General features: G+C 37.3%; 25 protein-coding genes. 14 read left to right on the top strand and 11 right to left on the bottom strand.

Features of this window, described 5'->3' with window-relative positions; all coding sequences use genetic code 11:
* Positions 1 to 12 precede the first annotated feature (12 nt).
* Positions 13 to 1,431, top strand: a complete 1,419-nt coding sequence (locus AC6EJA_RS09135) for a malate:quinone oxidoreductase (protein ID WP_498503588.1) — start codon at positions 13 to 15, stop codon at positions 1,429 to 1,431.
* Between the two features lie 84 nt (positions 1,432 to 1,515).
* Entirely contained in the window at positions 1,516 to 3,324 is a 1,809-nt protein-coding gene (gene lepA / locus AC6EJA_RS09140) for a translation elongation factor 4 (RefSeq protein ID WP_498502347.1), read from the top strand.
* Between the two features lie 8 nt (positions 3,325 to 3,332).
* On the opposite strand, the gene AC6EJA_RS09145 is transcribed toward lepA, so the two are convergent.
* On the bottom strand, positions 3,333 to 3,494 hold the full coding sequence (locus tag AC6EJA_RS09145; RefSeq protein ID WP_498502348.1) for a hypothetical protein: 162 nt from the start codon (positions 3,492 to 3,494) through the stop codon (positions 3,333 to 3,335).
* A gap of 140 nt (positions 3,495 to 3,634) precedes the next feature.
* On the opposite strand from AC6EJA_RS09145, the gene AC6EJA_RS09150 reads away from it, so the two are divergent.
* Positions 3,635 to 4,459 carry an ABC transporter permease gene (locus AC6EJA_RS09150; protein WP_498503589.1) on the top strand — a complete coding sequence of 275 codons (825 nt, stop codon included), beginning with the start codon at positions 3,635 to 3,637 and terminating at the stop codon, positions 4,457 to 4,459.
* A gap of 10 nt (positions 4,460 to 4,469) precedes the next feature.
* On the opposite strand, the gene trmH is transcribed toward AC6EJA_RS09150, so the two are convergent.
* Positions 4,470 to 5,159, bottom strand: a complete 690-nt coding sequence (gene trmH / locus AC6EJA_RS09155) for a tRNA (guanosine(18)-2'-O)-methyltransferase TrmH (protein ID WP_498502349.1) — start codon at positions 5,157 to 5,159, stop codon at positions 4,470 to 4,472.
* A gap of 197 nt (positions 5,160 to 5,356) precedes the next feature.
* On the opposite strand from trmH, the gene AC6EJA_RS09160 reads away from it, so the two are divergent.
* Positions 5,357 to 5,545 carry a hypothetical protein gene (locus AC6EJA_RS09160; RefSeq protein WP_498502350.1) on the top strand — a complete coding sequence of 63 codons (189 nt, stop codon included), beginning with the start codon at positions 5,357 to 5,359 and terminating at the stop codon, positions 5,543 to 5,545.
* Positions 5,546 to 5,607: 62 nt separating this feature from the next.
* Here the strand turns inward: AC6EJA_RS09160 and AC6EJA_RS09165 are convergent, their stop codons facing one another.
* Positions 5,608 to 6,906 (bottom strand): porin, encoded by a 1,299-nt coding sequence (locus tag AC6EJA_RS09165; RefSeq protein ID WP_498502351.1) that lies wholly within the window; start codon positions 6,904 to 6,906, stop codon positions 5,608 to 5,610.
* Positions 6,907 to 6,995: 89 nt separating this feature from the next.
* Entirely contained in the window at positions 6,996 to 7,184 is a 189-nt protein-coding gene (locus tag AC6EJA_RS09170; RefSeq protein WP_498502352.1) for a hypothetical protein, read from the bottom strand.
* A gap of 254 nt (positions 7,185 to 7,438) precedes the next feature.
* Between AC6EJA_RS09170 and AC6EJA_RS09175 the strand changes: the two genes are divergently transcribed.
* Positions 7,439 to 8,740: a 16S rRNA (cytosine(967)-C(5))-methyltransferase gene (locus AC6EJA_RS09175; protein WP_498502353.1), complete on the top strand. Its 1,302-nt coding sequence runs from the start codon at positions 7,439 to 7,441 to the stop codon at positions 8,738 to 8,740.
* A 22-nt stretch (positions 8,741 to 8,762) separates the two neighbouring features.
* On the opposite strand, the gene AC6EJA_RS09180 is transcribed toward AC6EJA_RS09175, so the two are convergent.
* The 3 genes from AC6EJA_RS09180 to petP are packed head-to-tail and all read right to left on the bottom strand — an operon-like array spanning position 8,763 to position 11,726.
* On the bottom strand, positions 8,763 to 10,541 hold the full coding sequence (locus tag AC6EJA_RS09180; protein ID WP_498502354.1) for a transglycosylase domain-containing protein: 1,779 nt from the start codon (positions 10,539 to 10,541) through the stop codon (positions 8,763 to 8,765).
* Between the two features lie 2 nt (positions 10,542 to 10,543).
* Positions 10,544 to 11,491: a chlorophyll synthase ChlG gene (chlG, locus tag AC6EJA_RS09185; protein WP_498502355.1), complete on the bottom strand. Its 948-nt coding sequence runs from the start codon at positions 11,489 to 11,491 to the stop codon at positions 10,544 to 10,546.
* A gap of 16 nt (positions 11,492 to 11,507) precedes the next feature.
* Positions 11,508 to 11,726: a cytochrome b6f subunit PetP gene (petP, locus tag AC6EJA_RS09190; protein ID WP_498502356.1), complete on the bottom strand. Its 219-nt coding sequence runs from the start codon at positions 11,724 to 11,726 to the stop codon at positions 11,508 to 11,510.
* A 70-nt stretch (positions 11,727 to 11,796) separates the two neighbouring features.
* Here petP and hisF point away from each other — a divergent pair, with 70 nt between their 5' ends.
* Together hisF and AC6EJA_RS09200 are read left to right on the top strand one after the other, a co-directional pair.
* Positions 11,797 to 12,567, top strand: coding sequence for an imidazole glycerol phosphate synthase subunit HisF (gene hisF, locus AC6EJA_RS09195; RefSeq protein ID WP_498502357.1), 771 nt, complete (start codon positions 11,797 to 11,799; stop codon positions 12,565 to 12,567).
* Between the two features lie 54 nt (positions 12,568 to 12,621).
* Positions 12,622 to 13,320 (top strand): ubiquinone/menaquinone biosynthesis methyltransferase, encoded by a 699-nt coding sequence (locus AC6EJA_RS09200; protein WP_498502358.1) that lies wholly within the window; start codon positions 12,622 to 12,624, stop codon positions 13,318 to 13,320.
* A 1-nt stretch (position 13,321) separates the two neighbouring features.
* Here the strand turns inward: AC6EJA_RS09200 and AC6EJA_RS09205 are convergent, their stop codons facing one another.
* On the bottom strand, positions 13,322 to 13,795 hold the full coding sequence (locus AC6EJA_RS09205) for a DciA family protein (protein WP_498502359.1): 474 nt from the start codon (positions 13,793 to 13,795) through the stop codon (positions 13,322 to 13,324).
* 120 nt (positions 13,796 to 13,915) lie between these two features.
* Here AC6EJA_RS09205 and AC6EJA_RS09210 point away from each other — a divergent pair, with 120 nt between their 5' ends.
* Both AC6EJA_RS09210 and AC6EJA_RS09215 read left to right on the top strand, forming a co-directional pair.
* On the top strand, positions 13,916 to 14,716 hold the full coding sequence (locus tag AC6EJA_RS09210) for a PspA/IM30 family protein (protein ID WP_498502361.1): 801 nt from the start codon (positions 13,916 to 13,918) through the stop codon (positions 14,714 to 14,716).
* A gap of 39 nt (positions 14,717 to 14,755) precedes the next feature.
* Entirely contained in the window at positions 14,756 to 15,517 is a 762-nt protein-coding gene (locus AC6EJA_RS09215) for a biotin--[acetyl-CoA-carboxylase] ligase (protein WP_498502362.1), read from the top strand.
* A gap of 1 nt (position 15,518) precedes the next feature.
* Here AC6EJA_RS09215 and AC6EJA_RS09220 read toward each other — a convergent pair whose 3' ends face one another.
* Together AC6EJA_RS09220 and AC6EJA_RS09225 are read right to left on the bottom strand one after the other, a co-directional pair.
* A complete protein-coding gene (locus AC6EJA_RS09220; RefSeq protein ID WP_498503590.1) occupies positions 15,519 to 16,211 on the bottom strand; it encodes an ABC transporter ATP-binding protein in 693 nt (230 codons plus the stop codon).
* Positions 16,212 to 16,216: 5 nt separating this feature from the next.
* Positions 16,217 to 17,749 carry an NAD(P)H-quinone oxidoreductase subunit N gene (locus tag AC6EJA_RS09225; protein ID WP_498502363.1) on the bottom strand — a complete coding sequence of 511 codons (1,533 nt, stop codon included), beginning with the start codon at positions 17,747 to 17,749 and terminating at the stop codon, positions 16,217 to 16,219.
* Positions 17,750 to 17,913: 164 nt separating this feature from the next.
* Here AC6EJA_RS09225 and topA point away from each other — a divergent pair, with 164 nt between their 5' ends.
* The 5 genes from topA (at position 17,914) to AC6EJA_RS09250 (ending at position 24,030) form a co-directional block, all read left to right on the top strand.
* Positions 17,914 to 20,637, top strand: coding sequence for a type I DNA topoisomerase (topA, locus tag AC6EJA_RS09230; protein WP_498502364.1), 2,724 nt, complete (start codon positions 17,914 to 17,916; stop codon positions 20,635 to 20,637).
* The gene (locus tag AC6EJA_RS09235) at positions 20,634 to 21,122 is read left to right on the top strand and encodes a hypothetical protein (RefSeq protein ID WP_498502365.1); all 489 of its coding nucleotides are present in this window, start codon (positions 20,634 to 20,636) and stop codon (positions 21,120 to 21,122) included. The genes topA and AC6EJA_RS09235 overlap by 4 nt, the downstream gene beginning before the upstream one ends.
* 71 nt (positions 21,123 to 21,193) lie before the next feature.
* The gene (locus tag AC6EJA_RS09240) at positions 21,194 to 21,805 is read left to right on the top strand and encodes a DUF2232 domain-containing protein (RefSeq protein WP_498503591.1); all 612 of its coding nucleotides are present in this window, start codon (positions 21,194 to 21,196) and stop codon (positions 21,803 to 21,805) included.
* Positions 21,806 to 21,818: 13 nt separating this feature from the next.
* A complete protein-coding gene (locus tag AC6EJA_RS09245; protein ID WP_498502366.1) occupies positions 21,819 to 22,994 on the top strand; it encodes a nicotinate-nucleotide--dimethylbenzimidazole phosphoribosyltransferase in 1,176 nt (391 codons plus the stop codon).
* A 31-nt stretch (positions 22,995 to 23,025) separates the two neighbouring features.
* A complete protein-coding gene (locus tag AC6EJA_RS09250) occupies positions 23,026 to 24,030 on the top strand; it encodes a type 2 periplasmic-binding domain-containing protein (protein WP_498502367.1) in 1,005 nt (334 codons plus the stop codon).
* Here AC6EJA_RS09250 and AC6EJA_RS09255 read toward each other — a convergent pair.
* Entirely contained in the window at positions 24,019 to 25,158 is a 1,140-nt protein-coding gene (locus AC6EJA_RS09255) for an aldo/keto reductase (protein WP_498502368.1), read from the bottom strand. The genes AC6EJA_RS09250 and AC6EJA_RS09255 overlap by 12 nt on opposite strands.
* Positions 25,159 to 25,164: the final 6 nt, after the last annotated feature.

Raw genomic sequence — 25,164 nt, forward strand, 5'->3', positions numbered from 1 at the left:
GGTGCTGGAGTAATGAGTTGTACATTGGCTATGTTATTAAATGAGCTTGATCCAGATTTAAGGCTACTGATTATTGAGAGATTGCCTGAACCAGGTCTGGAGAGTAGTTCAGCGCTTAATAATGCCGGTACTGGCCATGCTGCGAATTGTGAGCTTAATTACACTCCCCTGGATGAAGACGGGACGATTACTACAAATAAAGCATTAGAGATAAATAAGGCATTTGAACTTAGTCTTGAATTTTGGTCATCTCTTGCTTCTGCTGGAAAGTTGGACCCCAAGAAATTTCTAAATTTCTTGCCTCACATCAGCTTTGTGTGGGGAGAATCCGATGTCAATTTTTTAAAAACACGTTTCGAAAAACTAACTCAATTTCCTGCATTTGAATCAATGCAATTAAGCACTGATTTTGACGAATTAAGAGATTGGATGCCATTAATATTTGAGGAAAGAAAAAATGACAAGCCTTTTGCTGGCACAAGAGTTAATCGAGGAACAGACTTGGATTTCGGTTCTCTGTGCTGTGAATACTTAAAACAAATCAATAAATCAGGGTCTGTGGAAATTAATTTTTCGTCCGAGGTCGTCAATTTAAAAAAAAATAAAAATAAATCCTGGTCAATTGATATCAAACGTGAGAACGGAAGGAAAAATGTGGTAACACCATTTGTTTTTATAGGAGCAGGCGGAGGTGCTTTGAGTCTTTTGCAAAAGTCTGGGGTACCGGAAGCTTGTTCTTATGGTGGTTTTCCAGTTGGCGGTCAGTGGCTCATTTGTGAGAAGACAAATCTTGCAAACAAGCATCAAGCTAAGGTTTATGGAAAAGCAAAAATAGGAGCACCCCCGATGTCAGTGCCCCATTTAGATACACGTTGGATAAATGGAGAACGCTCTTTACTTTTCGGACCTTTTGCAGGCTTTAGCACAAAATTTCTCAAGCAAGGATCAATATGGGATTTTTATGGGTCAATTAATACAACTAATATTGGTCCATTGATTCAGGCAGGCTTAAAAAATGTTGATTTAGTTGGCTATTTACTTTCTCAATTAAAACTAAATCAAAAAAGTAAAATTGGGGCCCTTCAGGACTTTATCCCAAGTGCAGATAATCTTGATTGGAGATTATGTGAGGCTGGTCAGAGAGTACAAATTATTAAAAAATCAAAGAGAGGGGGGATTTTAAAAATGGGAACAGAAGTTGTTTCCTCCAAAGATGGAACCCTTGCGGCTCTACTTGGAGCATCTCCTGGAGCAAGTACTGCTGTGGCTACAATGCTAGAAGTTCTTAAGCTCTGTTGGGCCGAGCAAATGAATTCAAATGCTTGGGAAGAGAAACTTAAAGCTCTTTTCCCAAGCATGAGCAGTGACACAAAATATGTAACTCTCTCAGAAATTAGAGAGAGAAATAACTCTATTCTCGGTTACTCCTGAAACACAGAACGCCCAATTGATTCCTATGACTCTAAACTCTACTAGTGATGATAAAAACTAATTTGCGTTGGTATCGTTAACCACATGACTGAAGTATCTATTTCAAGGATTAGAAATTTTTGCATAATTGCTCATATCGACCATGGGAAATCAACCTTGGCTGACAGGCTACTTCAAGAGACTGAAACAGTTTCTTCCCGGGATATGCAGGAACAGTTTCTTGACAATATGGATTTAGAAAGAGAGAGAGGAATAACAATTAAGCTTCAAGCCGCAAGAATGGATTATGCCGCTAACGATGGGAAGACATATATATTGAACTTGATAGATACCCCTGGCCATGTAGATTTTTCATATGAAGTAAGTAGATCATTACAAGCCTGTGAAGGTGCTTTACTAGTTGTTGATGCAAGTCAAGGAGTTGAGGCTCAAACATTAGCTAATGTATACCTCGCTCTTGAAAATGACCTTGAGATAATACCTGTTCTAAATAAAGTAGATTTGCCTGGAGCTGAACCAATCAAAATAAAAAAAGAAATTGAATCGATTATTGGCCTGGATACTTCAGATGCAATTGAGTGCTCAGCAAAAACAGGGCAAGGAATTACAGATATTTTACAGGAGATAGTTGATAAGATCCCCCCCCCTAGAGCGACTCTTGAACAACCCACTCAAGCGTTAATATTCGACTCTTACTATGATCCATATCGAGGAGTTATTGTTTATTTTCGTGTTATCAGGGGTTGCATAGGCATAAAAGATAAGATTTTATTAATGGCTAGTAAAAAGAGTTATGAGCTTGACGAAATAGGTATCATGGCTCCTGATCAATGCAAGGTGGATGAACTTCATGCAGGAGAGGTTGGTTACCTAGCTGCATCTATAAAAGCCGTGGCTGATGCGAGAGTTGGCGATACTATTACACTTTCTAATTGCCCAGCCACGACTCCATTGCCAGGGTATGCAGAAGCAAAGCCAATGGTTTTTTGTGGCCTTTTCCCTACTGATGCTGATCAATATCCCGATTTAAGAGATGCACTTGATAAACTACAACTCTCTGATGCGGCACTTAAATACGAGCCTGAGACAAGCAGCGCGATGGGCTTTGGATTTAGATGCGGTTTCTTGGGATTACTTCACATGGAAATAGTTCAAGAAAGGTTAGAAAGAGAATATGACTTAGATTTAATTGTTACTGCTCCTTCTGTTATTTATCAAGTAAACATGATCGAGGGTGGTACAAACTTTATTGACAATCCTGCTACTTTGCCAGATCCTCAACAGAGAGAGTCAATTGAAGAGCCATATGTACGACTAGAAATATATGCACCTAATGAATTTAATGGCACTTTAATGAGCCTCTGCCAAGAACGCCGAGGTATTTACGTTGATATGAAATACATAACTACAGACAGGGTTACACTTATTTATGAGATGCCTTTAGCTGAGGTTGTCACTGACTTTTTTGATCAAATGAAGAGTCGGACCAAAGGCTATGCTTCAATGGAATATCATCTCATTGGTTATAGAAAGAACGATTTGGTTAGACTTGATGTTTTGATTAATTCTGAGAGAGCAGACCCATTAACAACAATTGTTCATAGAGAAAAAGCTTATAATGTTGGTAGAGGTTTGGTTGAGAAACTAAAAGAATTAATACCTCGTCAACAATTCAAGATACCATTACAAGCTTCAATTGGTAGCAGAATAATAGCAAGCGAAAGTATCAGTGCTTTAAGAAAAGATGTACTGGCGAAATGTTACGGTGGCGATATCTCAAGGAAAAAAAAGTTACTTAAAAAGCAAGCTAAGGGTAAAAAAAGAATGAAATCAATGGGAAAAGTTGATGTGCCGCAAGAAGCCTTTATGGCCGTGCTTAAATTAAATCAATAATAAAAATATCAACTCCTTTCTTTTATGTATTCAATGTGATCATTAATGTAATTTGATGAATTTTGACTATTCTTTTGTTTAATTCCAGTCCATATTAGTCCGACAATAAGTAAGGTCCCAATAAATATTGTAAGTTCTCCTACTGTTAATGCTTTATTTTGATTCTCCATGAAAGACTAAAGTGGCCTAGTTAATTATAGCAATAATAATTGTCTCCACAAAGAAGAGTGTCTATTTTATAAAGATTAATAGGGATAAATTTCTTTTGTTTCTGAAAAGACTCCTAACAAATAAAAGCCTTTCTGTAAGGATGGCTAGATGGGGATGCGTTATTTTAGGTGTCTATGTATTCATATCATTAATAACCCCTGTACTAATTAGCTGGCAAATATTACCCGATCCGCAAGAGGGATTAGATAATCAAGTTTTTTCAGCACCTTCTTTAAAGCATTGGTGCGGAACTGATCGTCTTGGACGAGATGTATGTGTTAGAACTCTAAAAGGAAGTAGTGTCGCTTTAAATGTTGTTTTTTTGGCTGTTTTCTTTTCAGTAAGTATTGGGCTTCCTCTGGGTATATTGAGTGGGTATATCGGTGGTTTTTTTGATAAATTGATGATTTTAATTATGGATACTCTCTATACAATCCCCGTTCTTCTCCTTTCTGTTGTTATGGCCTTCGTATTGGGTAGAGGTGTCCTGAATGCTGCCTTAGCATTGTGCATTGTCTATATCCCTCAGTATTTTCGAGTCGTACGAAATCAAACAACTCAAGTAAAATCTGAATTATATATCGAGGCTGCAAAGAGTATGGGGGCAGGACCTTTTTGGATTATGCGAAAATATTTATTTTCAAATGTTATCGGGACTGTACCTGTTCTAATAACTATGAATGCAGCAGATGCTGTATTAGTTTTAGGGGGATTAGGTTTTTTAGGATTAGGTCTTCCAGAGTCTATTCCAGAATGGGGAAATGATTTAAATATGGCATTAGTAGCTATGCCTACAGGTATTTGGTGGACTGCTCTATATCCAGGTTTTGCAATGTTTCTTTTAGTAATTGGCTTATCATTAATCGGAGATGGATTGGAATCATTGATTGGTAGTGTTAATGATGAAAAAATTAATTATAATTGATTACTTTTTCTCAATATCTCATTTTGACGTCTCGAGGAAGTTCCTCTGTGATTTGTCCTTTAGAATCTAGTTCGGGATAACTGCGGCCCTCTTGATTACACCAATTGGCAACCTCAGGATAAGCCCACTCGAAAATTTTTCTCTCATAGTCCATTTGGTTTAGCCCTTCGCCATTTCTTGGAATTATGTCCGCCTCTTCTCTTTGACGTAGGGCCTCAAAAAGAAGAACTGCTGCTGCAACTGAGACATTCAAAGATTGAACCATGCCTCTCATGGGTATATTTATACTTTGATCCATGAGATCTATTGTTGACGAATTTAATCCCCATTTTTCTGCACCAAAGACGAAGGCGGTTGGTTCTAGAAATGAGCATTCTTTATAGTCGATGGAATTCTGATCAAGATTTGTCCCATATAACTTGAATCCTTTTTTTTTTAATTCCATTATCGCGCTCTCACTATCATTATAGTCATTAACCTTGACCCATTTTTGGCTACCTTGAGCTGTGCTGTTGAAGGTCTCAATCCCCCCCCCCTTTTTAACGGAATGAATTTCCATCACTCCTACTGCGTCACATGTCCTTAGGATTGCAGAAAGATTATGTGGTTTACCGACATTTTCAATTAAAACAGTCAAATCACTCATACGATTGTCTAAAACAGATTTAAGTCTTTCAAAGCGTTTGGGTAACAAGGGCATGTCGTACTAATAATATTTGGTGTTTAAAACGCACCAGTTGGTAAGCAACCTTAATTTAGTCTTAAAGAATCTAATTTTATACCTTACCTATAAAAATATACTCAGTCTAAAATTTCCCATATCTGTAAATCATTAAATTAGAGTGTTCAAATGATATAGCTTTGCTAAGTTCAAATACAAAATAGTTTTAAAATTACATGAAGAACTTAGCTATCACTTTACTTTTCATTTCTGGTTCTATTCTTGCAGCTTCTGAGAGTTTTGCTCATATGTATGATTCTGTCGGCGTTGAGGCTGGCCCGCATGCTCATGGACCAAGCAAATCAGATATACCAATAAAAGACAACTGCTTTATCGATCCCAAGTTAGGACCTATTTGCAAGTAATTGGCAAAAATAGATAAAAAAGCTCTATTCATTGAATAGAGCTTTTTTATCTTGATCAGCTACTAGAAAGTGAAGCCAACGGTTACTGCGTAACCGGTTGCATCATCTGTACCATTTTGAGCAGCATTCTCCTCAGTCCAAATTGATGGAGTCAATGTTAAATAATCATTAACTGGGTAGGCATAAAATATCTCATAACTATTTTGACCCGTCGCCACTGTTGTTCCGGTTTCTTTGTTTTGGAATGATGCGCCTAGGGTTCCGTCTCCAATAGCAGATGTTTCCGCACCGATGAAGAAACTATTCAGATCTTTGTAATCAGTTGTACTTTGATCTTTTGTGTCCCATCCTACGGTAACTGTTGGCCAACCCTCTTTAGCTACATACAAACCGAGACCATAGGCACTGTCGTCGGAGTCAAAGTCTGTATACGTAAAAGCACCTCCCCATCCCTCGGCATCATAGCCAATTTGACCAGTTATGTTGTCGGATGCTGAAGCCAGGACACCAGTTTTGCCGCTTTGAATATTAGCGGATACATTTAAGCCGCTATCAAATACATAGTTGCCGCCTACTGCAACCCCTGTGCCGATGTCCTCAGACCAGTAGTCATTCCCGCCATTAAAAACTGGTTCGCTATAGGCCGTGTAAGTACCTGCAAGACAAGCGTCTCCATCCATTAATGCCCCAAGGCAAATAGTTCCTTTATCAGTAACGGGGAATGAATAGTAAAGGTCGGTAAGTTGAGCAACTGCGTCTGTACCTCCTAAATCACTCACAGGGTCAATACCCAAAGTCCCACCATTCCCAAGTTCATACTCAGCAACAAGTGAATCTTTGCCAGTAAAGCTTGAAGTAAGTGAATATTTAACTTCATAAACCCCTTCAACTTCTTGTTGATCTGTTTCTGATCTGGCTCCAGCTACAAAATTAATTGAGCCACTTAGAACAGTAGTTGGGGAGAAAGAGCCAGCTTCAAATGAGAATGAACTCAATACATCTTCTGTACCTCTGAGTGTTGCAAGTTCCGTAGCAAACTCATCAATGAGACGTAGTTCGGTGTCATTAAGCTTATTAGCATTACCTACACATTGATTTAAAATTGCTGCAGCCTCAGCGCGAGTAATGACGCCTTTGGGAAGTGAGACATTACAACCCCTTGCATTTCTTAAATCTGTTAAGGCTTGAAATGTCCAATCGCCTGGGTGAATGTCTCCAAGTTCAGAGGCTGTTTGAAAGGTATTGATGATAGGAGCGTAATTTGATACACCCTTTAAATTAATTTCAGTTGCGTCTGCTGAAAGTGGCGCAATCAAGCCCAAAGCCGCAGGCGCCAGAAGTAGATTCTGGAAAAGTTTCATTAAATTCCTCACACAAAAGGATTACGGACTGATTATTGTGTTTATCGGAACAAGGCGATGTATCGGAAGCTACAATTTTGTCTCAAGGCTTATTGGGAAACGTTTTCGACGTTTCTTCTTTCTTCGTGCATATCTTCCAATTTATTATAAATAATCTTAAGTTCATTGTTGATATTTACAGTGCTTTCAATTGCACTTAAGGATGCCATTACCTTAATTAAATTTTCTTTTGCTTCTGTGAGAACCCTACACTCTCTACTGCCGGCTTCATAAGACATTGAAACAACAATTCTCGCGTCACTATAACTCAAAAAACAAAAACAAAAAAGAATCCATTAGTATCACTTGATACTAATGGGGAATTATTAGTATTTTTTATTTCCTTCTCAACTTGAAAAGCTTTATACATCTCTTGAAAATAGACGTGCTTTTTTGGTTGAGTAGGAATTGATCATGAATAGTACTTTCTTGTGTAAGCCATTAATATAAGTATGTGTATCAATATTTTAAATTGAAAATCCCCTTAAAAGGCATGATACCTAGAAAAGTTGCTTGGGAAGTTTTGCAAGCTGTATCAGCAGGGGCATATTCTGGGAAAGCCCTTGATAGATCTCTCAGAAAATATTCATTAAATAAAAGCGATAAAGCACTTGCTACAGAATTGACATATGGAGTAATTAGATCTTCAAACTTACTTGATCATTGGATTGATTTTTTAGGAAAATTTCCCGCAAAAAAACAACCACCTTTATTAAGAATTCTTTTGCAACTTGGCCTATATCAATTGCTGTTTACAGAGCGAATTCCATCTTCAGCAGCTATTAATACGACAGTAGAAATTGCTAAAACAAGTGAGTTAAGAAGATTATCTGATGTGGTAAATGGACTACTTCGATCAGCTGATAGATGTCTAAGTAAAGGTAAGCAACCGCCACTTCCAGATTCATTTGCGGAATCTTGCTCTATTCAATATTCATTGCCTTTGTGGATCATAAATAAGCTGATAGATGATTATGGAACTGACATTGCTTTAGAGTTTGCAATTGCCTCTAATAAGCCGCCGACAAATGATCTGCGAGTTAATTGCTTGAGATCAACTCCAACTGAGATGATCAAAAAATTCTCAACTTATGGAATTTCAAGTAAATTAATAGAAGGATTAGATAGTGGTCTTGAAATTGAATCTGGGCTTGGTGATTTGCAAGATTGGCCAGGTTACGAAGAAGGTGAGTGGTGTGTGCAAGATCGTTCCTCCCAGTGGATTGTGCCTTTGTTAGATCCAAAGCCTGGAGATCAGGTGTTAGATGCGTGCTCAGCTCCAGGTTCTAAAACTACACATATTGCAGAAACAATTGGTAACAATGGGGAGATATGGGCGATAGATAAGTTTTCTTCTCGATTAAGACTGGTTTCCGATAATGCAAAAAGGATGGGTGTAAACAATATCAAAACTTTCAAAGCTGATTCATCTAATTTATTAACACTCAAGCCTGAATGGCAAGGTTATTTCGATAAAATTCTCATAGATGCACCTTGCTCTGGATTAGGAACATTGGCTCGCAACCCTGATATTCGCTGGAGAATGAGTAAAGAAAAAATTAAAGATTTAGAATGTTTGCAATCATCACTTTTAGAAGGACTTTCTCCTCTTTTGAAATCTAGAGGAAGAATTGTCTACTCAACATGCACTGTTAATCCAGATGAAAATCTTGGTTGCGTAAAAAAATATTTGTCTAAAAATAAGGACTTGAAATTAGCTTATCATAAGCAGATTTTGCCAAGTTCTTCCACGAATGGTGATGGTTTTTTTGCCGCGATTTTAGACAAGGATTAATTCTAATTTAATCAAACTGAACTTATTCATTACTTATACTTTTCATTAATTTTTTCCATGCATAAGCAGCAGTTCCACTACTATTTTTTGTAGGCATACTATTGTCGTAGCCGAACCAGATCCCTGTAGATAAATTTGAGAGAGAACCAATAAACCAAATATCTCTAGCTCCCTCTGAAGTGCCTGTTTTACCAGCAACTTCTTCCCCAGGTATTATTGCCGCTTTCCCTGTCCCCTGGTTGACAACTTCTATTAACATTTTGTTTATCGTAGAGGCTATTTCTTGATTAATAACTCTTTTACTTGCTTGTCCATGAGTGCTTTTTTCCCAGATTATCTTTCCATCAGGACCAATAATTTGTTCAAAAGGCGTTGGTTTATTGTAAATACCTCCATTTGCCAGGGCAGCATATGCAGCAGTCATATTTATCACAGATTCTTCTAAAGCTCCAACAGCTAATGGATAATATTTTTCTAGTTTTCTTTCAATTCCAATTCCAAAATCATTTGCTAGAGAAATTACATTTTCAAAACCAACTATATGAAGTAATTCAACAGATATTGTATTTAATGAGTATTTAAAAGAATCAAGGATACTTACTTTTCCAAGATATTTATTACGAAAATTTTTGGGACAATATTCTCCCCAACATTTTGGCCTATCTTCAAAAATATCAGAGGGCGTAATTCCACGTTTAAGTGCTGCAGCATAAGTAATAATTTTAAAAGTTGATCCCGGCGATCGGAAAGCTTGAGTAGCTCTATTGAATTCATTGAAATCAAAATTTTTTCCACCAACAAGTATTCTCACAAATCCGCTAGAAGGCTCAATCGATACAACAGCCCCTTCAATATTTTGATAACTAAAATCACGAATAGTCTTCTGAGCTTTTTTTTGCCAGTCTAAATTTAAGCTAGTCTTAACAGTGATCCCTCCGACTTCAAAATGTTCTTTTGATATTAACTCAGGTAATTTTCTCGAGATCCAGCTTGTAAAAAATGGAGCCTCACTTTTTAAAAATTTTGGTGGCGCAGGATTAACTGAAACTTTGCTTTTTAAGGTATCATTATACTTCTGCTTAGAGATATATCCTTCTAGAAACATTCTCTCAAGAACAATATCTCTCCTTCTTGTTGCTAAATCAATATTTACTAGTGGAGAGTAAACTGATGGGGCTGGTGCTAATCCAGCAATTAAGGCTACTTCTGAGAGATTTAATTTGTCTGGAGATTTGGAAAAATAAATCCAGGAAGCATCTGAAATTCCATATGCATTTGATCCCAGGTAGACATTATTTAAATATTGCCTAAGGATTTCTTCCTTGCTTAAAGTACGCTCTATTTTAAATGCGAGAGCTGCCTCTTTAATTTTCCTGGTAATACTTTCTTCTTGGCTTAAAAAAATAATTCTTGCCAATTGTTGTGAGATAGTACTACCACCTTCGATGACAGAGAGTTGACTAACATTTTTCATCAAGGCTCTTGTTATACTCCAGAAGTCAACTCCTCGATGAATGTAAAAACGTCTATCTTCTGAGGCTATGAAAGCCTGCTTTATCAAAACTGGTATTTGATGCTTATCAATTTTTTCTCTTGTTGCAGGCCCTAATTTCTGTATTATTTTGCCATTCGTTGACAATATAGTTATGGTCCCTGGGCGGCTAAATGAATCTATTTTGCCTATTTCAGGTAGAAGAGAGTCAATTTTTTGTGTAAAAATATCCTCGGATATCGCTGCAAACCAGCCGATTGAAAGTGCTCCTGCGGCAACCAAAAAGTAACGCTTTAAGGCAGATTGCACACTTAGGTGATCAATGAGCTGTGTCCTATCGCAATTGCGGAAACAAGCATTCCCAAAATTAAAAAGGGTTGAGCACTTGCCTGATATTTCACATCGAAGGTAAGTGGATCTCTAAGAAGCCAAATATCTTGAAAAGTTATTTGAGGTATTATTAACAAAATTAAAATTACTGATGCAAATTTTTGTCCGATAGCTAATAGAACTGCAACCATCATTAGTTGAAAAACATCGATCATTCCCGCACTTATCCAGCTTGCATTTTTAATACCAAATGCTACGGGTAATGAATTCAGGCCCAGCTCTCTATCACCCTCAACGCTTTTAAAATCATTTATAACTGCTATCCCTAATCCTGCAAGGCTATAAGCAAGAGTTAGCAAGGCAGTTATCCATGTTAATTGACCAAATAAAGCTTGTCCTGCCCACCATGGCAATGCTATGTAACTTGCCCCCAAAGCATAATTTCCTATCCATCCATTCTGTTTAAGTTTCAATGGTGGAGCGGAATATATATAGCTAACAAATGAACCACCGAGAGCTAACAACAAAACAGAAGGTATGTTGTGACCCGCCCATGTGTCCAGGCAAAATGCTACAACTAATCCTGCAATTAATAGAAACCAAATTTGTATTTTTACTTGAGTTAGGGATATAGCGCCTGAAGGTATTGGTCTGTTTGGCTCATTAATAGCATCTATCTCTCTGTCGTAGTAGTCATTAATTGTTTGAGTATAGCCAGTTAAAAGGGGTCCGCTCATTAGCATGCAGGCCATTGAAGCGAGTACATTACTGACTTCCCAATGGTAATTCCCACTGGCTGCAGCACCACAAATAACTCCCCACAATAGTGGAATCCAGGTGATTGGTTTCATAAGCTGCAATCGCAGCTTCCAAATATTATTAGTCTCGGACCCCCCTTTAATCCCAAGAAGTTGGCGAGCGTCACTCATTTTTCATTCCCCAATTTCATTTGATTTCGTCTTCAAAAAACCAGTTTTTTTGACCATTGCTAAATTCAAGGACAACTCCAATTCCCTTCCCATCAGTCATTTTGTAGTCTCGAACAGTTCCATTGGGATCGCTTTCGAGGAGTTCAATTAAATTGCTGGGGATACGGTCTCTAACTCTATCAAGATTTACCTTGATTTTGGACCCAATCCTTGTAAGAGTTAGTTTCTGGGGCATTTATTTATGGGAGGGCAGGTTTTGGGCAACCTTAACAGCTCAATCACCTTTAAATTTAATTTTGAGAAAAATGGTCGCTCTTCGTTTAATTCCTTGTCTAGATGTGGCGGAAGGCAGGGTTGTCAAAGGTGTTAATTTCATCGGACTGCGAGATGCTGGCGATCCAGTTGAACTCGCTCAAAAATACAGCATGGATGGTGCTGATGAATTGGTTTTTTTAGACATAGCTGCTAGTCATGAAAAGCGAGAGACCTTAATAGAAATGGTGCGAAGAACAGCTGAGGTTGTTACAATACCCTTCACAGTTGGGGGTGGAATAAAAACAGTTGAATCAATTACTGAGATTCTTAGAGCTGGTGCAGATAAAATAAGCCTTAATTCCTCGGCGGTAAAAGATCCATTACTGATTTCAAAAGGGGCTGAGAGGTTTGGCTGCCAGTGCATAGTTGTTGCAATAGATGCACGAAAAAGAAATGATTCAACTGGCTGGGATGTTTTTGTAAATGGAGGAAGAAAAAAAACCCAACTTGATGCTATTGAATGGGCAAAAACAGCTGCAGAGCTTGGAGCCGGCGAAATACTTCTTACCTCCATGGATGGAGATGGGACTCAGCAGGGATATGACATAGAGTTAACTAAAGCAATTTCTGAAGAAGTTTCAATACCGATAATTGCATCAGGAGGTGCTGGATCTTTGGATCATATTGCAAAGGCATTTACAGAGGGCAATGCCTCCGCTGCTTTATTAGCATCCTTATTGCATGATGGGGTCTTGACTATTTCACAAATAAAAAATTATTTAATAAAACAAAACTTATTTGTAAGACCTATTGAAGAATAAGTAATTTAAAATAAAAATGTTTAATTCAAAATTTATCAAAAAAAAGGACTTTTTATGAAAAATAAGGAAAAATTTGTTGAGGAATTATTTGATGATTTATCAGTAAGATATGATTTATTCAATGATATTCTTAGTCTTGGTATGCATAGAATTTGGAAAAAGAAGCTTATAACTTTATTAAAACCCTCTGAAAATGAAAATTGGTTGGATTTATGTTGTGGAACTGGAGATCTTGCAATTAATCTTGCTAAAAAAGTTCAACCAAACGGAAAAATCGTTGGAATTGATACTGCTAAAAAGACTCTTGAGGTGGCAAAAAATAAATCAAATAAATTTCCCATAAGATCAATTGATTGGATTAATAACGATATTTTTAAAGAGCAGAATTATCCTCAATATTTTGATGGTGCAGTGATGGCTTATGGATTAAGAAATTTAATTGACCCATTTCAAGGCTTTAAAACAATAAGGAATTTTCTTAAGCCAGGTGCTAAAGCTGGAATATTAGATTTTAATATTATCAAAAACAAATGCATAAAGAGTGATTTTCAAAAATTCTATTTTGATAAGATTATCTTACCAGTGACAACTATTTATGGTTTTGGACATCACTTCTCTTATCTCAAAATGAGCCTATTGGAATTCCCTTCTGGCAAATCTCAGGTTTCTTTGGCATTGAAAGCAGGCTTTAAGAAGGCTAAATATTTTGAAATAGCATTCGGACAAATGGGCATTTTGATTTTAGAGAATTAAGCTAAATATCATGATTATTAAACTCTTTACGCTTACAAAATACGCATTTATGCCATCTTATGATTTCGCCATATGGAGCAGGATTGCCACACAATTTACAAATAGTTAAGCCATTATCGTTAATTCTGCTTGGATGTTTATCCCATATATCTTTTTCACTTTCATTGATTTCAATATTTTTAGGGTGGTACTGCTTAATCTTTATATCATTTACTTTATATCCATATATTTTTAATGAATCTATTATGTTATTTCTTGTATAAAACAATGCTTGCCTCCATTGTGGGTGGCTTGATCCAATAATTAAAATTCTGTTTTTGTAGCTTAATGGCGTGCAGTGTAAGTATAATTCTTCTCCAACAAGTTTCTTCCAATTTTGTGAAATCAACGCTAGTTCATTATTTTTTTTAAAGTCATTTTTTATTTTTTTTAGGCAATTTGATAGAGAGCCTTCTAATTGATCATTTTCTTTCACCTATGACTCCTGATAAATCTTTTGGGTTCTTCTCTTACATATCATATTTAAAAAAAGATAATTGCAATTACTTCTTTTCATTCAAATGTAGCTAACCTCAGGAAGTATGAATATCTTGAAATGGGTTTTTTTGATAGGTTAAGTCGCTTAATTAGGTCAAACCTTAACGATCTCATAGGTAAAGCCGAAGATCCCTCAAAAATATTGGAACAATCAATGGCCGATATGCAAGATGATTTAGTAAAGCTTCGACAAGCGGTTGGCTTAGCCATTGCAAGCCAAAAAAGGATGGAAAATCAATCCTCTCAAGCCAGTCAACAAACTCAAATTTGGTATGAAAGAGCACAGCTGGCCTTAAGTAAGGGAGAAGAGTCCTTAGCTAAAGAAGCTCTTGTAAGAAGAAAAACTCTGAAAGAATCTTCAATTACTCTTGAAAATCAGATTAAAGGACAATCCACTCATGTAGAAAAACTTAAAAGGAGCCTAATAACTCTAGAAAACAAAATAGCTGAAGCAAAAACTAAAAAAGATATGCTCAAAGCTAGAGCTCAAGCAGCACAGGCTCAGCAACAACTAGAAAATGTTGTTGGAGGAATGAATTCAAATTCTGCGATGGCAGCTTTTCAGAGAATGGAGGATAAAGTGGAATCTCTTGAGGCCTCAAGTCAGGCTGCAGCAGAATTGGCGGGAGTCGATTTGGAAAATCAGTTTAAAGTACTTGAGAATTCTGATGATATTGAGGCTGAGCTTGAGTCAATAAGAGCAAATCTAAAAGTAAGTGCTAATAAAGCTGCTCTTCCAGAGGGCACTGATGATACCAATGAAATGAAATCAAAAACAAATGATGAAATAGAGATAGTTAATGTTACAGAAATCGAGGATGAATTAGAACAACTCAAAAAAGATATTGGTAGAAACTAATATTATTATTATTTTTTATGCTTTATTTTTAGTTCTTAAGTGTTATTTCCTCAAAAAAATAGATTATCTCGTATTTCTTATTTTTTGAGAGAAAAATCAACTAAAACCTTAAATTGGCAGCTTCAATGGTTCGAAAGATGCAAAAGCACTGAGGTGGAGATGTCTAATTGGATATCCAACAGTCAATTACCCAATGATATCCCAAAATTTATATTTGCTTCTAGTCAGACTAAAGGTATAGGGCAAAGAGGCAAATTTTGGCATTCGCCCAAGGGTGGCATTTGGGTCAGCGCAGCCTTTCCTTTAGAGGGAGAAAAACATTCATCAAGCTTGTTGGGACTATCAATAGCATTCTCAATGAATGAGCTACTTCAATCAAAAAATATTAAATCCTCAATAAAATGGCCAAATGATATTTTTGTCGATGGAAAAAAATTGGCAGGTTTCTTGCCCAGAGTTACCTCTCGAGGCGGTAAAACAAAATTAGCGCGTATTGGACTTGGTTTAAATCTAAATAATCAAGTCCCTGACGGAGCCACATCCATTGCAAAGTTATTGGGTTCAAAAAGTAATGATATTGATGAATGGTCAGCAGAGATAATTCTCGTTTTTGAGAAGGTAATTTATCTTTTCAACAGTGGCAAAAAGTTTTACAAAGATGCAGAAAAACTTTTATGGACTAAACAGGTTAAAGACCCCTCTTCGGGCTTAATTTGGAAAATTGAAGGGCTTAATGAAATTGGAGAATTAATTTTAAGTAGAGATGGTTATGTCAAAACAATAAATCGCTGGGAATCTTGATTCATAGATTTTTTTCTATGAGACTGATTATTTTTCCATCTTTAAAATTTGCAATTTTTTTTGCCCTTTCCGCCACATGATCTTCGTGGGTTACAAGTACTAAAGTGATACCTTGAAGATGAAGTTCGTCAAAAAGATCAAGAACGTCATCAGTTGTTTTTGAGTCTAAAGCCCCCGTGGGTTCATCGGCTAGGAGAAGAGAAGGTTGATTAATAATTGCTCTTGCGATTGCAACTCTCTGCTGTTGACCACCGGAGAGCTGATTGGGAAGATTTTGCATTCTTTCAGATAAGCCCACTCTACATAAAGCCTCTTCAGCAAGACTTTTTCTCTTAGCTGCAGGAACGCATGCATAGATCATTGGGAGAATGACATTTTCAAGAGCAGTAGCTTCTTGTAGTAGATGAAATTGCTGAAAGACAAAACCTAATTCTTTATTACGAATATCGGCTAATTCATCATCATTAAGATTTTCAAGTTCTCTTCCGTTTAGTTGATAGGTTCCAGTAGTAGGACGATCAAGACAGCCCAATATGTTCATTGCGGTACTTTTGCCAGAACCGCTAGCCCCCATTACAGCTAAATAATCGCCTTTGTTGATTTGCAGATCAATTTTATCTAAGGCTTTAACTTTTAAACCTCCACTTCCATAGTGCTTACTTATTCCTTGGAAACTTGCTACCTCATTGCTCAAAACTTTCAACCTAGAGCTCCATCACTTGCAATTGTAATAGCTTCTTGAAGCAAAGGTGTGCGAATTACTGCGTCGTTTGCCAGTTTAAAGAGTGGGTTCGATAGAATACCTCCAACTGCAGTAACAAAAACACAAGTTACGAGTGCAATCCTTAGGGGTGGTAGACCTATAGTTTTCCACTGGATTGGAGGATAGGTTTTAACAATTTCGGAGGCTTCTTGAGGTTCCTTTACTACCATCATTTTAATGACGGAAATGTAGTAGTAAATAGAAATCACAGATGTAACCAAACCAACAGAGACCAAAAGATATTGACCGTCGGCCCAACCAGCGAAAAACAAGTATATCTTCCCAAAAAATCCAAGCATTGGAGGTATTCCTCCTAATGACAAAAGACACAGACTTAGGCCCAAAGTTATTAAGGGATCTTTTTGATAAAGACCTGCGTAATCTGAAATTTTGTCGCTACCTGTTCTTATTGAAAATAAAATTATGCATGCAAAGGCTCCAAGATTCATAAAAAGGTAAGCAGCCATGTATAGAACCATGGCTGAAAATCCTTCTTCAGTACCACATACAAGGCCAATCATGACAAAGCCTGCCTGTCCAATTGAGCTGTAGGCAAGCATTCTTTTCATAGAGGCTTGAGCAAGAGCTACCACATTGCCCAGCGTCATGCTTAGTATTGCCAAAACAGTAAAAAGAAGTTTCCACTGGGTATCAAAAGCGTTGAAACATCCAATGAGTACTCTCAAGGCAAGGGCAAAACCAGCAGCTTTAGACCCAACGGATAAGAATGCCACTACTGGAGTGGGTGACCCTTCATAAACATCTGGCGTCCATTGATGAAATGGAACTGCAGCTATTTTGAAAGCAACTGTTGCTAGAACAAAAACCAACGCAAGCGCAACGAGAGGACTTGAATTGTTCTGTAACTCACTGCCTATCCCTTGCAAACTTGTTGTGCCACTTATCCCGTAAAGAAGAGAGGCTCCATAAAGAAAAACTGCAGCAGCAGCTGAGCCCACAAGTAAATATTTCAACGCTGCTTCTGAACTTCGAGCATCTCGCTTCATGTATCCCGACAATAGATAGCTGGCAACCGACAAGGTTTCTAGAGATACAAAAACACTCACCAAATCTGTTGATCCACACAGGAGCATTGCCCCAAGTGTTGCTGCAAGAAGTATTGCCGCATATTCACCAACAGGACTCCCACTTTTTTCAGCATATCGCCAGCTGATAAGTAATGAAATTAAAGTTGATAATGAAATTACAGCTCTAAAAGCTATTGCGAGGTTGTCCGCAAGAAATGCTCCAAGAAAAGATTCTTGAACAGGACCATTCCACTGTGAGGCAAGAATAAGTAGTGATGAACCCAGTCCCAAATAGCAGATGGGTGGTGACCATTTTGCTGCAGTTTCCTCTCCTGCTAAATCAACAAGAAGGGTCCCAAGCATTGCCAAAAGAACACATCCCTCAGGGAGAACAGCTTTAGCATTTAGAGATAGATTAAGCAGCTCAACTGGAGCACTCATGAGTTAAAAGTCTGATTTAGAGGGATGTCTCAGCCATGGACAATTAGTATCCAGGCTTTAATAGAGACTTTAGCTAGGTTATGAAAGATTCCTTTCAAATGTTGATACTCTATGCATTTTGCACCATGGTGGGATAGATAGAGATAAAGATCACTTGTCCGCCTATGGCGCACACATTAGTAATCGTAGAGAGCCCAACAAAGGCTAAAACTATTCGTAGCTTCTTACCGAAAGGGTTTGAGGTTATTGCCTCAATGGGGCATGTTAGAGACCTACCTAACAATGCAAGTGAAATTCCTGCCGCACAAAAAGCGCAGAAATGGGCAAAAATTGGGGTTAATACTACAGCTGATTTTGAACCAATTTATGTAGTCCCAAAAGATAAGAAAAAGGTAGTTAAGGAGTTAAAAGCCTCCCTAAAAGATGCAGAAGAGCTTCTCCTTGCAACTGATGAAGATCGTGAGGGAGAAAGTATAAGTTGGCACTTAATGCAACTTCTCGCACCAAAAATACCTGTTAAAAGGATGGTATTTCATGAAATTACAAAAGAGGCAATTTCTAAAGCCTTGTCCAAAACTAGAGAAGTTGATATCGAACTTGTCCATGCCCAGGAAACTAGAAGAATTTTGGATCGTCTTGTGGGGTACACTCTTTCACCGCTTCTCTGGAAAAAGGTTGCTTGGGGGTTATCAGCTGGACGGGTTCAATCAGTAGCCGTCAGACTTTTAGTTCAAAGAGAAAGAGCTAGACGAGCCTTCAGAAGTGGAAATTATTGGGATTTAAAAGCAAAATTATCAAATAAAGACAGTAGTTTTGATTCGAGATTGGTAATTTTCAAAGGGAAAAGAATAGCTTCAGGAAGTGATTTTGACGAAAGCACGGGGAAGCTTAAAGAGGGGTCAAAAGTGCATCTCCTAGAGGAATTAGAGGCTAAAAATCTTGAGAGAGAAACAAAAAATTGTAAGTGGACTGTTAAGTCAGTTGATGAAAAACCAACTTTAAGGAGACCTGTTCCCCCATTTACTACAAGCACACTTCAACAGGAAGCAAATAGAAAGCTACGCCTCTCAGCAAGGGAGACAATGCGATGTGCTCAAGGTTTGTATGAGCGAGGTTACATAACCTATATGCGAACCGACTCAGTTCATTTATCTGATCAGGCAGTTAAAGCTGCAAGAGATTGTGTAATGTCAAAATATGGAAAAGACTATTTAATTGAAAAGCCACGACAATTCAGTAATAAAACAAGAAATGCACAGGAGGCGCATGAGGCAATTAGACCAGCTGGGGAATTTTTTAAGGCTCCATTAGATACTGGTCTCAAATCAAGAGATTTAGCTCTCTACGAACTAATTTGGAAGAGAACAGTTGCAAGTCAAATGCCTGATGCAAGGCTGACAATGCTTTCTGTGGACTTAGAGGTTGGAGATGCGATTTTTCGTTCAAATGGAAAAAGAATTGATTTTCCGGGTTTTTTCAGAGCTTATGTAGAAGGTAGCGATGATCCGGAGATTGCTTTGGAAGGACAAGAAATTCTTTTACCTTCACTTGCTGTTGGAGATATACCCACTCCAACAAAAGTTGAATCATTTAGTCATCAAACCCAACCCCCAGCCAGATTTAGCGAAGCTTCTTTGGTAAAAACTCTTGAGAAAGAGGGGATTGGTAGACCTTCAACCTATGCAAGTATTATCGGGACTATTGTTGACAGGGGATATTCCGTACTTCAAAATAATTCTCTCACTCCAAGTTTTACTGCATTTGCAGTAACCGCCTTGCTTGAGGAGCATTTCCCAGAGTTAGTTGATACTAGTTTTACAGCTAGAATGGAGACAACTCTCGATGAAATATCTACCGGAAAAGTCCAGTGGTTACCATATTTAAAAAGTTTCTATAAGGGTGATAAAGGTCTTGAGTCGCAAGTCCAAAAAAGAGAGGGAGACATAGACGGTGGTGAATTTCGATCGGTTTCACTGGAGGGGTTATCTTGCCTTGTTCGTCTTGGTAAGTATGGAACTTATCTTGAATCCAAACAGCTCGGGGATGACGGTAAACCAATAACTGCATCAATTCCAGAGGAAACAACTCCAGCTGATCTTGATGAGGAAAAAGCAGAGCAGATATTGAAACAGAAAGCTCAAGGACCTGAGTCAATTGGTAAAGATCCTGAAACAGATGAAGATATTTATTTACTTTTGGGAAAATATGGACCTTATGTTCAAAGAGGTCAAATTTCAGACGAAAATCCAAAACCAAAAAGATCTTCCTTACCAAAAGATGTGAAATCGGAAAATCTCACTTTGGAAGATGCATTAGGTTTGCTCAGATTACCAAGATTATTAGGAGAACATAGTGATGGAGGTAAAATCCAAGCAGGTCTTGGAAGATTTGGACCTTACATCGTCTGGAATAAAGGAAAGGGTGAAAAAGACTATAGGTCTCTAAAGGCTGAGGATGATGTGCTTGAAGTTGATCTTAGTAGAGCTTTGGAATTATTAGCAATGCCTAAAAGAGGGAGAGGAGGTAGAACAGCATTGAAGGATCTTGGAGCTCCAAAAGGTAGTAAAGAAAATATTCAAGTTTTTGATGGCCCTTATGGTCAGTATGTGAAGCAAGGCAAAATAAATGCTTCCTTACCTGAAGGTAAAAGTAGTGATGATATTACCTTGGAGGAAGCCGTAGTTTTACTAGCAGAGAAGATGGCCAGTAAGAAGACATCACGATCAAAATCGCCTAAAAAAAAGTCAGCAATCAAATCTGAAAAAACAACAAAGAAAACAACAAAAAAAGCAACAAAGAAAACAACTACTAAATCACCTGCTTTGACGAAAACGGGAAAACTCAGAGCTAGTTCAGTAAGAATTATTAAATCGAAAGACAATAAATGAAATCTTTTCAGTCAAAAAATCACTTATTACTAATAATATTCAAAGCTCTTTTTTTGATTTTTTTACTACAAGGCTGCCAAAATGCTCAAATTGGAAGACAATTATCTGATAATTTCGATGTTCCTGAAAAATTATTACCTAAAGCAACTCAAAAAGAGAATAAACTTTTAATTAAAAGTTCATCAGTTCCAAAAACAGAGTTGAATGCTCCAAAAGTTACTAATAGAGAAAATAAAAGAAATAAATCGGAAGAAAAATTCCAAAAAAAAATATCGATAATTAAAAATAGAAGTAATGAGAAAAATCCTAAAGCTATTCCATATAGAGTAATACTTAGGCTTGCCGCAAGTGATCCCTCCGCGCCAGGGGAGTCTCTAACAAAAGCATTAAGGGAAGCAGGTGTTAAATTTGAGGTGGAAAAAATTGAGCGTCTAAATAAAAATATTCCTAAAAAATCCTCAGCAAAGAGAGGTAATCAATTTTGAGAATCATAAAGAATAATTCATCCTCTGAGTTTTCACAAAAAGATGAAAAATTAACTAAAAATAAGGCTTCGATGATTGTTGAGACATCATACTTGGCTGCGACAACGTCACTCATATGGATAGCTCTATATTATTTGCCAATAGGTGGGGCTATTTTCCGCCTAGCGTTGCCATTGCCTTTATCTTTACTACTTATGCGTAGAGGTATAAAAACTGGTTTTGAAGGTCTTTCTCTAGCAGTATTGCTTTTAGCTGTTTTAATGGGACCTATCAGAGGCCCTCTCATACTATTCCCATATGGGTTACTGTCAGTATGGTTAGGATTTTGTTGGTATAAAAGATTCAATTGGTGGTTAAGTTGGTTCGGAGGAGTTCTTATAGGCACTATTGGTTTCTTAGTTAGAGTTGTCGTTCTGTCAGTATTAGTAGGTGAAAATCTTTGGGTAATTATCACTCGAGCAGGTTCTTCCCTAATGGAACAAATAGTAGATTTATTGAATATTCCTTTTGTACCTGATATGACCCAGGTTCAGCTTGTTGGGATGTCTTTAGTAGTTCTTCAGGAGATGGTGTTTGTATTGTCTTTGCATGCACTCGCTTTTTGGATTTTTCCTAGGTTACAGGTATCAATGCCTGATCCCCCTAACCTTTTAAATGGTTTCATTACATTAGATAACTTGTGAAATTGCTTTGAGTATGAGAATTTATAAATTCCCAGTATTTGACGGCATTAATGCTTACTGTTCATATTGTCTAAAAAATAATGTGGATAAAGTAATCGATAAATGGAAGAACTCTTTAGATAAACTCAACTTTTTTTTGATACTAGCTGGCACAAAAACCTCAGAAGTAGATGGAATTTCCTGGGCGGGTGCTACTGCTCAATTGAGGCGCTTTACGGCAATAGCAGATGCAGAATTAATTATCAAAGGCCCTCTTTCATCAAGGGAATGGTCTTTGCCTAAATTGCCAGGTGGTGTCTCTCCAGCATTAATTAGTTATGTGGCGTCAAAATACCTTGATTTAAAGCCAAAAATATATACAGCTGGTTTACTGCAATCTCCTTCATTCGATCATACTGAAATTGAGTCAACTAATCTGGGTCCGTCAAATTGTCTCAGTACTGGTAGTGCTTTAGCTGATGCAAGAGTCGATAAACTTTGGAATAGTGGTTACGAAATTGGATTAAATCTTCATGAACCGTTATTAATTACTGAATGTGTTCCAGGAGGAACTACTACAGCCCAGGCTGTTTTGGCTGGCTTAGGTTTAAAAGTAGATAACTTGGCTACTGGAAGTGTTTTGAATCCGCCTTGTGAATTAAAACGAAAACTTATAGAAAAAGGACTAAAAGCCGCTTGTCTAAAAGCTAACCCAACAACAAGAAAAGTTCTCTCTTCAGTTGGTGATCCTTTTCAAGTTTTTGCTTGTTCTCTTTTAATAGGGGCAAGACTGGCTGATCAATCTGTGATTCTTGGTGGAGGAAGTCAAATGATTGCAGTTTTAGCATTAGCTTTGAATGAGATTGAACCTTGTCTTAGAGCAGACTTTGTAGGAGGCATTACAATCGTCACAACATCCTGGTTGGCGGAAGGTGACTTTCAGTACGAGGATGCGGATGCGGGGGTTTTTACAAAATTACTTCATTTATTGTCAACTTTTTTTGAGGTTGATATGATTTCTTTTTCCAGTGGATTGAGGTTCAAGGGTAGTAAACAAAAATTATTAGGAGATTATGAACTTGGATATATTAAAGAGGGAGTGGGTGCAGGTGCACTGTCTTTTTTAGCGCAATTAAAGGGAATAAAAATCTCGGAATTAGTACAAGCCTGTGAAATGGCTACATATGAACTGATTAAAAATAAACCTTGAAGATTTTGTATTAAGGTTTAATGTCTTATTAATGAAAAACTTTTTAATAGCACGACGTCATTTCCTGAAAGTTATTTTGGGATCCGGCCTCTTAAGTTTGATTGGTTGTACAAAGCCATCAAATAAATATGTTCTCAAAGGTGATAAAGATACAATTCCCAGACAGGTAATGAAGTCTTTGCCTCCAAATTGGCGTTTTGAAGCTTTTGATTATAAGGAAACTCTTGACCCAAGAGTATTTGATAATTTAGAGACTAGCGACTTAGTTGCATATCAAGATGGATGGCTTGAGGGTTTATCTCATTCGGTTCTAAAAAATATCTGTAAGGATGATATTTATTCATCTTTAGACAATCAAGCTCAAGATTTCATTGATGGGTTTGGAAGTGATTTTTATAAAAAAATACTTCCTATTGGGGCGAGTCCATGGGTAATGATTTTTAGAAATGGAGGACAATGGCTTGATAGAGCTAATTTAGCTTGGGATGTTTTGCTTGACCAAAATCTAAAAAAGCAAATTGTTTTTCCTAATAGTCCCCGACTGATGATGTCAATTGCCGATCGGATTGGCGAACCTGATGCGTTGAAAATATTAAGACATCAAGTAAAAACTTTTGATGACAGAAATGCTATGAATTGGCTCATCTCTGGGAGAGCTAGATTAGCAATTCTTCCTCTTCAAAGATGTATCAAAAACATTAAACAAGATCCTCGTTTAAAAGTGGCTTTGCCAAAAATGGGAGCACCACTTAATTGGACTGTTTTTGTTCAACCAACTTATAGTAACTATGAATTTTCGTTGAATTGGTTAAAGCAATCCTGGGAATCAGAGTCAATTAAAAAACTTTTGATAGATGGATGGATACCTCCGATACCATACCCGAAAATTTTAGATAAAAAAATAAATTTTCGCAGTGACTTCAACTCATTTATTCCACCATCAAAAAATATTTGGGATAAATGTTGGTCTTTAACTCCATTGACTATAGATAAAAAAAATGACCTGGTAAAACGCTGGATTGAGTCAGCCCCATAGACGTTTACTTGGCTTGTCTCTTAAATTTATATGAGTTTCTTTCAAAAGATCTGGAATATGAAGATTGTAGGGACACCTCGGTAGGCATTCTCCACAATTGTCACATGCAACCGCATTTACAGTTTCCCACCAATGACCAGCTCTATTAATGAGGTTATATCTTTCTTTTGCATATGCTTTCATTTCATGGGCTAGTGATAGGTTTCTAAGTCTTAATATTTCAGTAATTGGAATATTACTTGGGCAAGGTAAACATTTTCGACATTGACCACAAAAAGTATCGCCTAATCTTGCGCGTTGTATTTTTTGAATGTGATCAATGATTTTCTTTTCCTGAATATTTAAGGGGCCATCAGCGCGAGATAATTTTCTGGGAAGTTCTAGGTCATCTGTGCATCTTGCACCAATCGTAAGTGTGGAAATTCCATTCCCCAGTAAAAATCTATATGCGAGTTCTAAAGGACTTATCGGTTTGCAATCTTCAACCAGAGTTTGACTGGGATTCTGTAGTCGACCACCTTTGTCTGCGGGAGATATAGCCATTACTCCCATACCTTTTTTAATTGCCAATTTTGCTAATGGAATCCTCGCAGGATCAAACAAGTGAAGATGGAGACTACAAAAAGTAAATCCTTTACTATTGATAGCTTGTTTTATTAAAGACAGTTCCCCATGGGAGCTGAAACCTATCTGCCCTATGAGATTTTCTTTTTTTGCCCAATCGATAAGGAGCCTCCCATCACCATTTAGAGACCATTCAAGGTGATCAAAAAGATTTAATCCATGGATTGCAAGATTGTCTATTTTTTGTAAACCAAGTCTTTTTAAAATTGCTTTTAGTTGATGTTTCCCATTCTCAAAAGAAATTCCTGGAAGGATTTTGCTGGTAATTACCCAACCATTTTGCGGTTGAATTCCATTACGGGCTAGGTTGCTAATTGCTGATCCTAGATACTCCTCAGCTTTTCCATATACCGGAGAAGTCTCTATGTGGTTAATTCCAGCTTGACAAGCAGATTTGACTACATTACGCATTTGTTTTGAATTATCTATTGATCTCATTGTTCCCAGCGTAAATAAACTCACAGCTGGCCCTTGCCCAAAATTTCTTCTAATTTGATTAGTCATAGAGAT

Source organism: Prochlorococcus sp. MIT2309 (assembly GCF_059772305.1).